The sequence below is a fragment of the Nguyenibacter vanlangensis genome (assembly GCF_038719015.1).
Lineage (GTDB): Bacteria > Pseudomonadota > Alphaproteobacteria > Acetobacterales > Acetobacteraceae > Gluconacetobacter > Gluconacetobacter vanlangensis.
On the sequence record NZ_CP152276.1, the window covers coordinates 3,178,859 to 3,192,782 of the forward strand.

Annotated in this window: 12 protein-coding genes; 7 read left to right on the forward strand and 5 right to left on the reverse strand. The window is 69.0% G+C overall.

Going from position 1 to position 13,924, the window contains the following annotated elements:
- Window positions 1–29 precede the first annotated feature (29 nt).
- Window positions 30–710, reverse strand: a complete 681-nt coding sequence (gene ccmB / locus AAC691_RS14855) for a heme exporter protein CcmB (RefSeq protein WP_323989216.1) — start codon at window positions 708–710, stop codon at window positions 30–32.
- On the reverse strand, window positions 707–1,378 hold the full coding sequence (gene ccmA, locus AAC691_RS14860) for a heme ABC exporter ATP-binding protein CcmA (protein ID WP_342630234.1): 672 nt from the start codon (window positions 1,376–1,378) through the stop codon (window positions 707–709). The genes ccmB and ccmA overlap by 4 nt, the downstream gene beginning before the upstream one ends.
- A 254-nt stretch (window positions 1,379–1,632) precedes the next feature.
- Here ccmA and acnA point away from each other — a divergent pair, with 254 nt between their 5' ends.
- The 4 genes from acnA (at window position 1,633) to AAC691_RS14880 (ending at window position 7,779) form a co-directional block, all read left to right on the forward strand.
- Complete coding sequence (acnA, locus tag AAC691_RS14865) at window positions 1,633–4,326, forward strand: aconitate hydratase AcnA (RefSeq protein WP_342627469.1); 2,694 nt, start codon at window positions 1,633–1,635, stop codon at window positions 4,324–4,326.
- Between the two features lie 70 nt (window positions 4,327–4,396).
- A complete protein-coding gene (locus tag AAC691_RS14870) occupies window positions 4,397–5,146 on the forward strand; it encodes an amino acid ABC transporter ATP-binding protein (RefSeq protein ID WP_176640159.1) in 750 nt (249 codons plus the stop codon).
- Between the two features lie 89 nt (window positions 5,147–5,235).
- Window positions 5,236–6,705 (forward strand): ABC transporter substrate-binding protein/permease, encoded by a 1,470-nt coding sequence (locus AAC691_RS14875; protein WP_342630235.1) that lies wholly within the window; start codon window positions 5,236–5,238, stop codon window positions 6,703–6,705.
- A 186-nt stretch (window positions 6,706–6,891) separates the two neighbouring features.
- Window positions 6,892–7,779 (forward strand): LysR family transcriptional regulator, encoded by an 888-nt coding sequence (locus AAC691_RS14880; RefSeq protein ID WP_176641350.1) that lies wholly within the window; start codon window positions 6,892–6,894, stop codon window positions 7,777–7,779.
- A gap of 48 nt (window positions 7,780–7,827) precedes the next feature.
- Here AAC691_RS14880 and AAC691_RS14885 read toward each other — a convergent pair whose 3' ends face one another.
- The 3 genes from AAC691_RS14885 to AAC691_RS14895 are packed head-to-tail and all read right to left on the reverse strand — an operon-like array spanning window position 7,828 to window position 10,807.
- Window positions 7,828–8,877, reverse strand: coding sequence for a hypothetical protein (locus tag AAC691_RS14885; RefSeq protein WP_342627470.1), 1,050 nt, complete (start codon window positions 8,875–8,877; stop codon window positions 7,828–7,830).
- A gap of 56 nt (window positions 8,878–8,933) precedes the next feature.
- Window positions 8,934–10,202 carry an AAA family ATPase gene (locus tag AAC691_RS14890; RefSeq protein WP_176641342.1) on the reverse strand — a complete coding sequence of 423 codons (1,269 nt, stop codon included), beginning with the start codon at window positions 10,200–10,202 and terminating at the stop codon, window positions 8,934–8,936.
- Window positions 10,199–10,807: a hypothetical protein gene (locus AAC691_RS14895; RefSeq protein WP_342627471.1), complete on the reverse strand. Its 609-nt coding sequence runs from the start codon at window positions 10,805–10,807 to the stop codon at window positions 10,199–10,201. The genes AAC691_RS14890 and AAC691_RS14895 overlap by 4 nt, the downstream gene beginning before the upstream one ends.
- A 191-nt stretch (window positions 10,808–10,998) precedes the next feature.
- Between AAC691_RS14895 and rimP the strand changes: the two genes are divergently transcribed.
- Genes rimP through AAC691_RS14910 form a run of 3 tightly spaced genes read left to right on the forward strand, consistent with a single transcriptional unit; the run spans window position 10,999 to window position 13,913 of the window.
- Entirely contained in the window at window positions 10,999–11,628 is a 630-nt protein-coding gene (rimP, locus tag AAC691_RS14900) for a ribosome maturation factor RimP (protein ID WP_342630236.1), read from the forward strand.
- A 19-nt stretch (window positions 11,629–11,647) separates the two neighbouring features.
- A complete protein-coding gene (nusA, locus tag AAC691_RS14905; protein ID WP_176640909.1) occupies window positions 11,648–13,198 on the forward strand; it encodes a transcription termination factor NusA in 1,551 nt (516 codons plus the stop codon).
- A gap of 31 nt (window positions 13,199–13,229) precedes the next feature.
- Entirely contained in the window at window positions 13,230–13,913 is a 684-nt protein-coding gene (locus AAC691_RS14910; protein ID WP_342627472.1) for an RNA-binding protein, read from the forward strand.
- Window positions 13,914–13,924: the final 11 nt, after the last annotated feature.

The following is a 13,924-nucleotide window of genomic DNA, read 5'->3' on the forward strand; positions in this document are numbered from 1 at the left end:
ATAAACAAAGGGGGGCCGCGCCCTCGCCTTTATTCGACGGCGGCGCGCAGGCCGGCGCCGGCGGCCAGCGGGCAGAGCGGCAGCGCGCAGGCCAGGAACGCGCCCAGCAATTCCAGGTCCGGCAGCCAGGACAGGCTGCTCTGCGCGGCATCCAGCGCCGCCGCGCCGAAGATCAGCGCCGGGGTCGCCAGCGGCAGGACCAGCAGCGGCAGCAGCACCCCGCCCCGCCGCGCGCCCAGCACGACCGAGGCCGCCATGCCGCCGATCAGCGACAGCACCAGCGTGCCCAGGCCGAGCCCCACCAGCAGGATCGGCAGGATCGGCGCCGGCAGTCCCAGCATGATGGACAGGGGGGCGGCCGCGACCAGCAGCGGCAGGCCGGTCGTCAGCCAGTGCGCGGCCATCTTCGCCAGGGCCACCAGGGCGGGCGGCAGGCCCGAGAGCATCAGTTGGTCCAGTGATCCGTCTTCCAGCTCGGCGCCGAACAGCCGATCCAGCGGCAGCAGCGCCGCCAGCAGGGCGCAGACCCAGACGATGCCCGGCGCCATGCGGCGCAGCAATTCGGGCGAGGGACCCAGCGCCAGCGGAAACAGCGCGCCGGCCAGGATGAAGAACAGCACCGCGCCCAGCGTGTCGGCGCCATGGCGGGCCGCCAGCCGCAGGTCGCGCCCGATGACCGCCAGGAACAGGCGCGGGGGCGAGGCGCTCATGGCGCGTGCTCCATCCAGCAATCGTCGAACCGGTCCTGTCCGGGCGGCCAGTCGGGATCGGCGCGGTCGGCCGCGGCGGGCAGGTCCAGCCCCAGCGCGTCGGGCAGCGGCAGCGGGACATGGGTGGTGGCGATGATGATCCCGCCCTCCTGCCGGTGCGCGCGGAACAGGCCGTCCAGCAGGCCGATGGCGTTGCGGTCCAGCCCCAGGCTGGGTTCGTCCAGCAGCCAGAGCGGGGCGCGGGCCAGCATGACCCGCGCCAGGGCGGCGCGGCGCTTCTGCCCGGCCGACAGCATGCGGGCCGGCAGGTCGGCCAGGTCCGACAGCGCCAGCGCCGCCATGGCGCGGCCGGGGTCCGTCCCGCCGGCGCGGGCCGCCAGCGCCAGGTTCTCGCGCAGGGTCAGCCCCGGCTTCAGCGCGTCCTGGTGGCCCAGATAGGCGACGCGGGCGGCATGGGCGGTTCGATCGGCCAGCGCATCGATCCCCGCCCACAGGACATGGCCGCCTTCCGGTTTGCGCAGCCCTGCCAGGACGCGCAGCAGGGTCGATTTTCCCGCGCCGTTCGGGCCGGTCAGCAGCAGGGCCTCGCCGGCCCGCAGGCGCAGCCCGACCCCGTCCAGGACCAGCCTCTCCCCGCGGAAGACCGAGATATTTTCGACGTCCAGCAGCGGGCGGGACAGGGCGGCATAGGCAGCGATGACGGGGCTCCTCGCAAGGTGGGGGGCGCGCGCGGACCGGCGATATGGCGGGAAATTTCCCGCGTTCTTGTTACCGGGGCCAGCTTGTGTCACCACCATGTCCGGGTATGTTCTACGACCGTTAAGAGATCAAGCCGGTTGTCCAGAGGGATCACGCCGCCTGCCGGCGGGACTGCGTGCTTCTGTTGGATGATCCGCCGCGGGCGCCTCGGAGGGAAAAGCCAATGAAGTCGGTTGGGCACGATACGCTGAAAACGGCCAGCACGCTGGATGTCGACGGCAGGACTTATCATTATTTCTCGATTCCCGAAGCGGAGAAGACGATCGGCGACGTCGGCCGCCTGCCGGTCAGCCTGAAGGTCCTGCTGGAGAACGTCCTGCGTTTCGAGGACGGACGGTCCTACAGCGTCGACGACGCACGCGCGATCGCGGCCTGGCTGCCCGAGGGCGGCAGCACGCAGGAAGTGCCCTTCAAGCCCGCGCGGATCCTGATGCAGGATTTCACCGGCGTTCCGGCCGTGGTGGACCTGGCCGCGATGCGCGACGGAATCCTGAAGCTGAAGGGCGATCCGCAGAAGGTGAATCCACTGGTGCCGGTCAACCTGGTCATCGACCATTCGGTGATGGTGGACGTGGCCGGCACGCCCGACGCGCTGCAGAAGAACGTGACGATCGAATTCCAGCGCAACGGCGAGCGCTATGCGTTCCTGCGCTGGGGCCAGGAAGCGTTCGAGAATTTCTCGGTCGTGCCGCCGGGCACCGGCATCTGCCACCAGGTGAACCTGGAATATATCGCCCAGGCCGTCTGGACGGCGCAGGTCGACGGCAAGGACTATGCCTATCCCGACACGCTGTACGGCACGGACAGCCATACCACCATGGTCAACGGCATGGGCGTGCTGGGCTGGGGCGTCGGCGGGATCGAGGCCGAGGCGGCGATGCTGGGCCAGCCGATCGCGATGCTGATCCCCGACGTGATCGGCTTCAAGCTGACCGGCCGGCTGCCCGAGGGCGCGACCGCGACCGACCTGGTGCTGACCGTCACCCAGATGCTGCGCAAGAAGGGCGTGGTCGGCAAGTTCGTCGAATTCTTCGGCCCGGCGCTGGACCATCTGCCGGTGGCCGACCGCGCGACGATCGCCAACATGGCCCCGGAATACGGCGCCACCTGCGGCTTCTTCCCGGTCGACGACCTGACGCTGGACTATCTGCGCCAGACCGGCCGTGATGAGCATCGCATCAGGCTGACCGAAGCGTATCTCAAGGCCCAGGGCATGTTCCGCACCGCCCAGTCGCCCGACCCGGTCTTTACCGACACGCTGGAACTGGACCTGGGCGGCGTCGTGCCCTCGCTTGCCGGCCCGAAGCGGCCGCAGGACCGCGTGGCGCTGAACGACGCGACCCGCGCGTTCGAAAGCGAGCTGACCGGATCGCTGGGCGTGCCCGCCGCCGACGCACACAAGAAGGTCGCGGTGGCCGGCACGAATTACGAGATCGGCCATGGCGACGTGGTGATCGCGGCGATCACCTCCTGCACCAACACCTCGAACCCGGCGGTGCTGATCGCGGCGGGCCTGGTGGCCAGGAAGGCGCGGGCGCTGGGGCTGAAGCCCAAGCCCTGGGTGAAGACGTCCCTGGCCCCGGGGTCGCAGGTCGTCACCGACTATCTGGACCGCGCCGGGCTGACGGCCGAGCTGGACGCGATGGGCTTCAACACCGTCGGCTATGGCTGCACGACCTGCATCGGCAATTCCGGCCCGCTGGAAGACAATATCGTCGATGCGATCGAGGGCGACAGGCTGGTGGCGGTGTCGGTCCTGTCGGGCAACCGCAATTTCGAGGGCCGCATCTCGCCCAACGTGCGCGCGAACTATCTGGCCAGCCCGCCGCTGGTGGTGGCCTATGCGCTGCTGGGCACGATGCGCGCGGACATCACCACCGCGCCGCTGGGCACCTCCACGGACGGCAAGCCGGTCTATCTGAAGGATATCTGGCCGACCAACAAGGAAATCGCCGAGCTGATCGGCTCGTCGATCACGCGTGAGGAATTCATCAAGCGCTACAGCGAGATCGCCAAGGGCACCAAGGAATGGCAGGCCCTGAAGGTCGCCACCGGGTCCGAGACCTATAAATGGGATCCGGCCTCGACCTATGTGCAGGATCCGCCCTATTTCCAGGACATCACGCCCGAACCGGTGTCCAAGGGCGACATCGTCGGCGCGCGCATCCTGGCGCTGCTGGGCGACAACATCACCACCGACCATATCTCGCCGGCCGGGGCGATCAAGGAGAGCGCGCCGGCGGGCCTGTATCTGAAGGAACACCAGGTCGCCAAGGCCGATTTCAACTCCTATGGCTCGCGCCGCGGCAATGACCGGGTGATGGTGCGCGGCACCTTCGCCAATATCCGCATCAGGAACGAGATGCTGCCGGGCACCGAAGGCGGCCTGTCCAGGCACTTCCCCGACGGGAAGGACGGCTCGATCTACGATGTCGCGATGCAGTACCGGCACGAGGGCGTGCCCCTGGTCGTCTTCGGCGGCAAGGAATACGGCATGGGCTCGTCGCGCGACTGGGCGGCGAAGGGCACGCTGCTGCTGGGCGTCCGCGCGGTGGTGGCCGAAAGCTTCGAGCGCATCCATCGTTCCAACCTGGTCGGCATGGGCGTGCTGCCGCTGCTGTTCAAGGACGGCATGTCGCGCAAGACGCTGAACCTGAAGGGCGACGAGATCATCGACATCAAGGGGCTGGACGCGATCACCCCGCGCATGACCCTGACGATGACCATCACCCGCGCCGACGGCACGACGCAGGCGGTGCCGCTGCTCTGCCGCGTCGATACGCTGGACGAGGTCGAATATTACCGGCATGGTGGCATCCTGCAGTATGTCTTGCGCGGGATGACCAAAGCTGCCTGAACCGCTTTCTTCTGTTTCCGGACAGAACGGCGCCGGCCCGGAAGACCCCGGGCCGGCGTTTTTTGCCGATATGGTCGTGCAAGCCGACCAGGTCCGGAAGATTTTCGACGGACATCCGATCCTGCGCGGCATTTCGCTGACCGTCGCGCGCGGCGAGCTGGTGTCGATCATCGGGCCGTCCGGGTGCGGCAAATCGACTTTCCTGCGCTGCCTGAATTTCCTCGAAGTGCCCGATTCCGGCACGGTCAGCATGGCCGGCGTGACCATCGCGCGCGCCGGCGGGCGCTGGAGCCGCGCCGACGAGGAATCGGCCCACCGGCTGCGCGCGCATGTCGGCATGGTGTTCCAGTCCTTCAATTTGTTTCCCCATCGCACCGTCCTGGACAATGTCATGATGGCGCCGATCCGGGTAAAGCGCCTCGGCGTGGCCGAGGCGCGGCAGGACGCCCTGGCGCTGCTGGAGAAGGTGGGCCTGTCGGCCATCGCCGCGCGCTATCCCGATACGCTGTCCGGCGGGCAGCAGCAGCGTGCCGCCATCGCCCGCGCGCTGGCGATGCGGCCCGACGTGATGCTGTATGACGAACCGACCTCGGCGCTGGACCCCGAACTGGCCGAGGAAGTGCTGTCGGTCATGCGCACCCTGGATGCGGAAGGCATGACCCAGATCGTGGTGACGCACGACATGCGCTTCGCCCGCGCGGCGTCGGACCGCGTGGTGTTCATGGAAGGCGGCGAGATCGTCGAGATGGACGATCCCGATACGCTCTTCGTCGCGCCGCAGGACATGCGCACGCGCCGCTTCCTGCGGTCCGTGCTGTGAGGCGCCTGTGTGGGACGGCCGGCCCGGCCCGGTTTCCGGGGCTGGCGGTCCTGCTTTCGGTCCTGATTCTGGTCCTGATCCCGGCCGCCATGGCGGGGCGCGCGGGCGCGGCTCCGCTGCGCTGGGCATCGGATGCCGAGGCGAACGTGCCGTTCGTCTTCCACGATCCGGCCGACCAGTCCCGGCTGACCGGGTACGAATACGACATCGCCCAGGCCATCGCCCGCCGGCTGGGGCGGCCGGCGCAATTCGTGCAGAATGACTGGGACGGGCTGATCCCCGGCCTGCAGCGCGGCCTGTACGACATGGTGATCGACGGCATCGAGATCACGCCTGAGCATCGGCAGGGCGTGCTGTTCAGCCGCCCCTATTACATGACGTCGGAACGCATCACGGTGCGGCGCGGCCAGCAGGGGCTGGACACGCTGGCCGCGCTGCACGGCCATGTCGTCGGCACGCTGAAGGACACGTCGGCCGAGCGCATGCTGCAGGCCGACCCGTCGATCCAAATCCGTTCGTACGAGGAAGAGACCAACGCCTATACCGACCTGACGAACGGGCGGCTGGATGCCGTGCTGCTGGACAGCACGATCGCGCTCTATTACGGCGCCCCCAATCCGGCGCTGAAACTGGTGGGCGCGCCGATCGGCCAGGTCGCCTATGGCGTCGCCGTCGCCAAGGATAATGCCGCGCTGCTGGCGCAGGTGAACGCGGCGCTGGACGGCATGATGCGCGACGGCGAACTGCACCATATCCTGGCGCGCTGGAAATTATGGACGCCGGCGATGGCGGCGCTGACCGGCGATCAAGGTACGCCGGACATCGCGCCGGATTCGTGGCGGCATTACATGGCCGCCACCGCGCCCATCCCCGGCTGGCGGGCCCGGCTCGACCGCTATGTCGGCTTCCTGCCGCTGCTGCTGCACGGCGCGGTGCTGACATTGGCGGTCTCGGCCTGCGCGATGGTGGTGGCGGTGGGGCTGGGGCTGGCGCTGGCGCTGCTGCGGCGCTACGGGCCGCGCTGGCTGGGCGGGCTGGCGGTTCTGTATGTCGAAATCGTCCGCGGCACGCCGCTGCTGATCCAGATCCTGTTCATCTTCTACGCCCTGCCGGGGATCGGCTTGCGCCTGTCGCCCTTCGTGGCCGGCGTGGTGGCGCTGGGCCTGAATTACGCGGCGTATGAGGCGGAAAATTACCGCGCCGGCCTGCAATCGGTCGCCCGCGGGCAGATCGAGGCGGCGCTGGCGCTGAACATGACGCATGCCCAGGCGCTGCGCTTCGTGGTGGTGCCGCAGGCGGTCAGGATGGTCATCCCGGTGATGACCAACGATTTCATCTCGCTGCTCAAGGATTCCTCGCTGGTCAGCGTCATCACCCTGACCGAGCTGAGCCAGACCTATGTCCGGCTGTCCTCGACCTATTACGATTATTTCGGCACCGGCCTGCTGATCGGCGTCGCCTATCTGCTGCTGGGCCTGCCCTTCGTGCGGCTGGCCCGGTGGGCCGAGGCGCGGTTCCAGACCGGGCAGCGCGGCCAGGGGCGCCAGGGACATATCTGACGACGGGGGCAGAGCCCCGAAAAAAGGTCCGCGGGACGATCGATTACGTCACGCCATCCGGCATCGCGGCCTGCGGCCTGATGCGTCCGGCACATGCCGGCGCTGCCGGATGCCGCGTTGTGCGTCCGGGGGCGCGGCCATAGAAAGGGCGTGGAACAGTCCGGAATAGTCCAAGCATCGGTGGCCATGGATCTGCTGTCTGCCCTTCACAGTTTCGTCCGCGTCGCGGCGACGGGGTCGTTTTCGGCCGTCTCGCGCGAAACCGGGGCCAGCCAGCCGACCATCTCGCGCCATATCGCGCTGCTCGAGGCGCATTACGGCACGACGCTGTTCGCCCGCACGACCCGCAGCCTGATGATGACCGAGGACGGGCGCAGCCTGCTGCCCCACGCCTATGAGGTGCTGGAGATCCTCGAAACCGCCGAGACCGCGCTGGGCCGCCGCCGGGCGTCGGTCTCGGGCCTGGTGCGGCTGGGGGTGACGACCGCGTTCGGCCTGTACATGACCGGGCGCCTGGGCGAATTGCTGGACCGCCACCCCGACCTGTCGGTGGAACTGATCATGCGCGACGGGTTCGGCGACCTGGTGGAAGAGGGGCTGGACCTGGCCATCCGGGTGGGCGAGATCGCCGAAGGGTCGCTGATCGCCCGACGGCTGGGCACCGTCCGGCGGGTCGCGGTGGCGTCGGGCCGCTATCTGGAACGACGGGGCACGCCGCAGCACCCGCGCGACCTGCTGAACCATCCCTGCGTCGCCTATACCTATGGCGGCACGCGCCATGACTGGCATTTCGTGGGCAATGGCGAGGAAAGCGTGGTCGCCGCCAGCGGCCCCTTCCGCGCCAACAGCAGCGAGGCGGTGCTGAAGGCGACGCTGGCCGGGCTGGGGGTCGGATTGCTGCCGTCCTTTCAGGTGGCCGAGGACGTGGCGGCCGGGCGTCTGGTGCGGCTGTTCCCGGACTGGACGGTGCCGGACCTGCCCATCCACGCGGTCCATACCGGGCCGCGCGCCCTGCCGCTGCGCACCCGCACGGTGCTGGATTTCCTGGTCGCCATCGCCGACATCGTGCGATGAACGGACGCGCCGGCAGGGTCGCGACCCTGCCGGGTTCGGGCGCGGCGGTCAGCCGGGCGGCAGGGCGGCGGCGGGGTCGCGGGCGGCGCGGGCCAGGTCGGGCGCGCCGCTGACCAGGTCGCCATGGAAGCCGCGCCGCAACATGGTGGTCCAGCCATTCATCCAGTCGTCGGCCTCATGCACGAAACGCGCGGCCCCCGGGTTCTGCGGCAGGGATTGCTTCATCCACTGGTCGGGCGGGGCCGGCAGGGTCATGGTGCCCTTGCGGGCGGGGCTCAGCAGGATGGTCACGTTCTCGATGTTCGCGCCATGGTCGGCCGCCAGTTCGGCATAGTTCCAGGTTGCGACCAGCATGACATAGGGGATCGGGAAGCCCAGCACGTGCAGCCGGTTGAACGCGGTCTGGATGTCCACGCTGTCGCTCAGCGGCTGGCCCGCGATCTGGACATGGGCGGTAAACCAGCATTCCATGACCTTGGGATCGGTGGTGACCAGCTTCGACAGATAGTTCCGGTCATCGTGGCAGCCATTGTTCATCGCCTCGACCGTCGATGGCGACAGCGACTGGGTGCTGCCGCGCGCGATCACCACCCCGGTCACGATTCCGCCCTCGGCCCGGACCAGCACATTGCTGATCAGTTCGCCATGCGGGCCGCTCTGCGTCGTCAGCACCGGGTGCCAGGTGCCGGCCGGCAGCGGCAGAAGGCGCCCGGCAAAGGGAATCGCCCCGGACATGTCCGAGGTGATCGGCGGGGCCGCGACCTGCGTCCCGCCCGGCCCCTGGTTCGGACCTCCCTGGTTGGGGCCCCCCTGGCTCGCACCTTGGGGCGGCGCGCCGGCATCGGCCTGCGCGCTGCCGTCGTCATCCGGTGCCGAGGCGGCGCCCTGGGCGGCGCCCACCTGCTCAGCGCCCGGGCCCGGCGGCGGGGTGCGGCCCAGCGTGTGGTTCAGCCGGTCGATGACCGGCCGCAGCGCCGGGATCGCCCGCGTCAGATAGGAAGGCGGATAGAGCAGCGCCAGAAGCGCGAAGATCGGTGCGGCGAACAGCGCGGCGCGCCATAGCGGCGCGCGATGCCAGAGTCGGGAGGCAGCGGACATTCAGGGCAACCGTAACAACCGTAACAGGGGGGCGGCGCGGCGGGGCGGCGCAGGGGTCAGCGCAGCACGCGCGCCCGCTGCGCCTCGCTGTCATTCGCGATCTCGGCGGTCACGCCGTCCGCGCCCTGCACGACGCGCACCAGCTTCGCGCCCTGCTGCCGCGCGGAGATCAGCGAATCGCTGATCATGTCCTCGATCGAACGGACCAGGTCGCGAGCGCTGGCGGCCGCGCCCATCCTGTTCTGCCGGCGCATGACCTCGAACAGCAGGGACGGGTCGATGCCGCCGGTTTCCACCTTCAGACCATAGCTGTCGATCATCGTCTCGATCTCCAGCGCCGCGACGCGCGCGACGTCCAGCCCGGTCAGGGCGCGGAAGACGAAGATCCGGTCCAGGCGGTTCAGCACCTCGGGGGCGAAGCCGGCCTGGCGCAGCGCCTCGACCGACTCGGCGCGCATGCGGTCGGGCTCGTCCGCCAGCCGGTCGGCGATTTCCGACAGGGCGTCGGTGGCGATGTTCGAGGTCAGGACGAAGATCGCCCGCACGGTCGAGACCTGCTGGCCGGTCGAGGCCTCGGTCACGTGCCCGTCGTTCCAGGCGGTCAGGAATTTCTTGAAGACGTCGGGATGCGCCTTCTCGATCTCGTCCAGCAGGACGACGGCATCGGGCTTTTCCTTCAGCCCGCCGGTCAGCTTGCCGAACGTGTCCGAGCCGACATAGCCCTTGGGCGAGCCGAAGAGCTGCGTCGCCGCGTGCGGCGAACTCATCTGCGTCATGTCGAAATGCAGCAGCGGCCGGTCAAGCTGTCGGGCCATCTGCTTGGCCAGGTAGGTCTTGCCGGTGCCGGGCGGCCCGGCCAGCAGAAAGATGCCGACCGGCTTGCCGCGCACCTGCAGCGCCATGCGCCGGCGCAACTGGGCGGCGATGTCCTCGCAGACCTGGTCCTGGCCGATCACGCGGGCGCGCAGACCGGCCGCCAGTTCCTCGGCGTCGATGACCGTTTCCTTCTGCTCGCGCGCCATCATCTCTTCCAGCGCGGTGCGGTTGGTCAGTCTGGCCAATACATCCATCATCCACCCCCGTCGGCGTCGCAGCCCCTTGCGCGCCAGCCGTTCGGCGCGGGTTTCGAACATCAATCCCGCCAGGACCAGCAGGCTGCTCCCGGCCGTCAGCACGGGAAAGGCCGGCGCACACCATTCCATGAAATGCGCGAGGCTGGCGAGCGAAAGATGCAGCGACGCGGCCGCCTGCAGGCTCGCCAGGACCAGGAAGATCACCATCATCACCGGCATCATCCGGTTCAGGGCGGGAAGCAGGGCCTTCATTGGACGATCACATCCAGTACAAGCATTTCGTCGCGATGGATGACGGGCAGCGGGGTCGGGCCCAGCACGGTGATGGCCCCGGGCGCCACCCCGGCCAGTCCCGGATCGGTGACCGGCGCGATATCGACCTGGCCCGAGATCCGGATGGGCAGCAGGACCGTGCGGGGCCGCGGCGTCAGCGGCACGGTCTGGCTGATGCCGCCGGAGGTGACGGTGACGACGCCGCCCTGGCCGCCCTCGTCATACAGCGGCATCTGCACCAGGCGGTATTCGCGCCGCCGGATGCCCGCCAGGATCCGCGCCTGCTGGTCCGGCGTCAGGCCCGATTGCTGCAGCGCGCGCGGCGCGTTGTCGGGCGAGATCATGGCGAATTGCTGGGTGCTGGCCAGCACGTGGGCGCCGCCGAGGCCCGCGCCGCCGACGGTCCGGCCGTCGCTGCTGATGGCGGGGGCCGGGGCGGGGTGCTGCTGCTGGTGCGCCATGCGGGCACTGAACCCGGCCACGACGATCACGCCGGCCGCCAGACCGTACCAGAGCGGCCTGCCCCTGGCAGGACCGGACTCATCCGCCGCGGCGCCGGGTTCGGGTTCGGGCATGTGCCTCATGGCGGCATCATGCGTTTGGCCCGGCGCCGCGTGCAAGTATCGAACGCCCACCTGTTTGTAATGTAATGTACCATGTTTTTGTGATGCGCGGGATGCAAGCCGGCGGCCGGCGGCGACGACGCGGGGACCTTGCGGCGGGGCGCGGAGTGTCCTATATGGAGGCCATTCCTTCATCTCCGTTTTTTTGGGGGGTGGCCCGAGCGGCCGCCTTTTTTGTTTTGGACGAAGATCTGCCCTTTCTGACCGGCCTCGATGCCAAGGTGGCCGCCCTGGTGGCCCCCGTCCTGGCCGACATGGGATTCGAGCTGGTCCGGGTGGCGATCCTGGGCCGCGAGAGCCCGACCGTGCAGATCATGGCCGACCGCGCCGACGGCACGCTGATCGCGATCGAGGATTGCGAGCAGATCAGCCATGCGGTGGGCGCGGTGCTGGACGTCGAGGACCCGCTGCCCGGCGCCTGGACGCTCGAGGTCTCGTCGGCCGGGATCGACCGGCCGCTGACGCGGACGAAGGACTGGAACCGCTTCGCCGGCCACCTGGCGAAGGCCGAGGTGAACCTGCCGATCGACGGCCGCAGGCGCTTTGCCGGCATCGTGCTGGGCGCCGGCGACGGGTTCGGGCGGTTGCGCCTCGATGACGGGGCCGAGGTCGCGCTGCCGCTGGCGGACCTGCGCCGCGCGCGGCTGGTCCTGACCGATGAATTGATCGCCGCCACCGCCCATATGATGGGCGCGCGGGACGGTGCCGGGGACGCGCAAGAGGCCCCGGACCACATGACACACGCCAAGCCCGGCCGGTCGCCGGCGCGCAAGACCCACTGAGACGTCCCTGGAGGCCCTGATGGACACGTCCGTTTCCCGTCCCGAACTGCTGCTGGTGGCCGACGCCGTCGCGCGCGAGAAGTCGATCGACCGGGAAGAGGTTCTGGAAGCGATGGAGCAGGCCATCCAGAAGGCCGGCCGCGCGAAATACGGGCACGAGAAGGACATCCGCGCCACCATCGACCGCAAGAGCGGCGACGTGCGGCTGTCCCGCTGGACCGAGGCGGTCGAGGTGGTGGAGAACGAGGAAACGCAGATCCCGCTCCATATCGCGCGCAAGTTCAAGCCCGAGATCCAGTTGGGCGAGCATCTGATCGACCCGCTGCCGCCGATCGATTTCGGCCGGATCGCCGCCCAGACCGCCAAGCAGGTCATTGTCCAGCGGGTGCGCGAATATGAGCGCAAGCGCCAGTACGACGAGTTCAAGGACCGTGTGGGCGAAATCGTGAACGGCACGGTCAAGCGCACCGAATACGGCAACCTGATGGTCGAGATCGGCAATTCCGAGGCGCTGCTGCGCCGCGACGAGCTGATCCCGCGCGAGAGCTTCCGCAACTCGGACCGCGTGCGCGCCTATATCTACGACGTGCGTGACGAGCCGCGGGGCCCGCAGATCTTCCTGTCGCGCACCCATCCTGCCTTCCTGGCCAAGCTGTTCGCCCAGGAAGTGCCCGAGATCTATGACGGCATCATCGAGATCAAGGCCGTGGCCCGCGATCCCGGTTCGCGCGCCAAGATGGCGGTGATCTCGCGCGACGCGTCGATCGACCCGGTCGGGGCCTGCGTGGGCATGCGCGGCTCGCGCGTGCAGGCGGTGGTGCAGGAACTGCAGGGCGAGAAGATCGACATCATCCCCTGGAGCCCGCAGGCCGCGACCTTCGTGGTCAACGCGCTGGCCCCGGCGGAAGTGACCAAGGTGGTGATGGATGAGGAAGCCGGCCGCGTCGAGGTGGTGGTGCCTGACGAGCAGCTCAGCCTGGCGATCGGCCGCCGCGGGCAGAATGTCCGCCTGGCCAGCCAGCTCACCCGCTGGGACATCGACATCCTGACCGAAGCCGAGGAATCCGAGCGCCGGCAGGAGGAATTCCGCCGCCGCAGCAGCCTGTTCGTCGAGGCGCTGGACGTGGACGACGTCATCGCCGGCCTGCTGGTGACCGAGGGCTTCCACACGATCGAGGAACTGGCCTATGCCGACCCGGACGAGCTGGCCGGGATCGAAGGGTTCGACGAGGACGTGGCCGGCGAGCTGGTCCGCCGCGCCGAGGGCTTCCTGGCCCGCCGCGAGGACGAGCTGGACGAGAAGCGCCGCGGCCTGGGCGTTTCGGACGACATCGCGGTGCTGGGCGTGTTCTCGAACCAGATGCTGGTCACGCTGGGTGAGAAGGGCGTGAAGTCGCTCGACGACCTGGCCGACTTGGCGGGCGACGAACTGGTCGAGATCCTGGGCGGCGACGTGATCGACGAGGAGGCGGCCAACGAGATCATCATGGCGGCGCGTGCCCATTGGTTCGATGGTACCGAGGGCGGTGCCGAAGAAGGCGCCGAGAGCGGAGAGGCGGCGGGCGCCTGAGGCGGCGCCGCGGTCGGAGACGGTGCGGGGAATGGAGACGGAGATCGGCGACCGGGGCGTGGAGGATGGACGGGCGGACGAATGTGCCGACGACGAATGCACGGAAAACGGGCACGCCCCGCTGCGCCGCTGCATCGTCACCCGCGAACGGGCGGCGCCCGAGACCATGCTGCGTTTCGTCGTCTCGCCGGATCGGATTCTGACCCCCGATCTGGCCGCGCGTCTGCCCGGACGGGGAATCTGGTTGAGCGCCCGGCGGGATGTGCTAGAAACGGCCCGGACACGGGGGGCGTTTGCACGCGCCGCACGTGGACAGGTCACAATCCCGCCCGACCTGGACAGGATCCTGGAAGCCGGGCTCGTGCGCCGGATGATGGAGACGGTGGGACTCGCACGGCGGGCCGGTCAGGTGACCTATGGCTTCGCCAAGGTGCGGGAATGGATAGCGGGCGGTCGCGCCGGTCTGATCATTCAGGCCGAGGATGGCAGCCCGGACGAGAGGACGAGGTTGTTGTCCGGCGCACGGGACCTTCCGGTAGCGGTTGTTCCTACGGCGGCGGCGTTGGGGGCGGCATTCGGCCGTGACCATGTCGTGCATGCGGCGATGTCGCATGGCGAGCTGGCACGGCGTTTCCGCGTCGATAATGAACGTTTTGCGGGGCTGTCCGGCAGGACGGTTCCGGGTTTGGCGGACCGATCCGCCGGACTTGGGTGAACAGGCGGGTA

Excerpts from the sequence above, each read along its gene's own strand:
- acnA (WP_342627469.1), top strand. The coding sequence starts at position 1,633 with ATGAAGTCGGTTGGGCACGATACGCTGAAAACGGCCAGCACGCTGGAT.
- AAC691_RS14875 (WP_342630235.1), top strand. The coding sequence starts at position 5,236 with ATGGCGGGGCGCGCGGGCGCGGCTCCGCTGCGCTGGGCATCGGATGCC.
- AAC691_RS14910 (WP_342627472.1), top strand. The coding sequence starts at position 13,230 with ATGGAGACGGAGATCGGCGACCGGGGCGTGGAGGATGGACGGGCGGAC.
- AAC691_RS14885 (WP_342627470.1), bottom strand. The coding sequence starts at position 8,877 with ATGTCCGCTGCCTCCCGACTCTGGCATCGCGCGCCGCTATGGCGCGCC.
- ccmB (WP_323989216.1), bottom strand. The coding sequence starts at position 710 with ATGAGCGCCTCGCCCCCGCGCCTGTTCCTGGCGGTCATCGGGCGCGAC.
- AAC691_RS14890 (WP_176641342.1), bottom strand. The coding sequence starts at position 10,202 with ATGAAGGCCCTGCTTCCCGCCCTGAACCGGATGATGCCGGTGATGATG.
- AAC691_RS14895 (WP_342627471.1), bottom strand. The coding sequence starts at position 10,807 with ATGAGGCACATGCCCGAACCCGAACCCGGCGCCGCGGCGGATGAGTCC.
- AAC691_RS14880 (WP_176641350.1), top strand. The coding sequence starts at position 6,892 with ATGGATCTGCTGTCTGCCCTTCACAGTTTCGTCCGCGTCGCGGCGACG.
- AAC691_RS14870 (WP_176640159.1), top strand. The coding sequence starts at position 4,397 with ATGGTCGTGCAAGCCGACCAGGTCCGGAAGATTTTCGACGGACATCCG.
- nusA (WP_176640909.1), top strand. The coding sequence starts at position 11,648 with ATGGACACGTCCGTTTCCCGTCCCGAACTGCTGCTGGTGGCCGACGCC.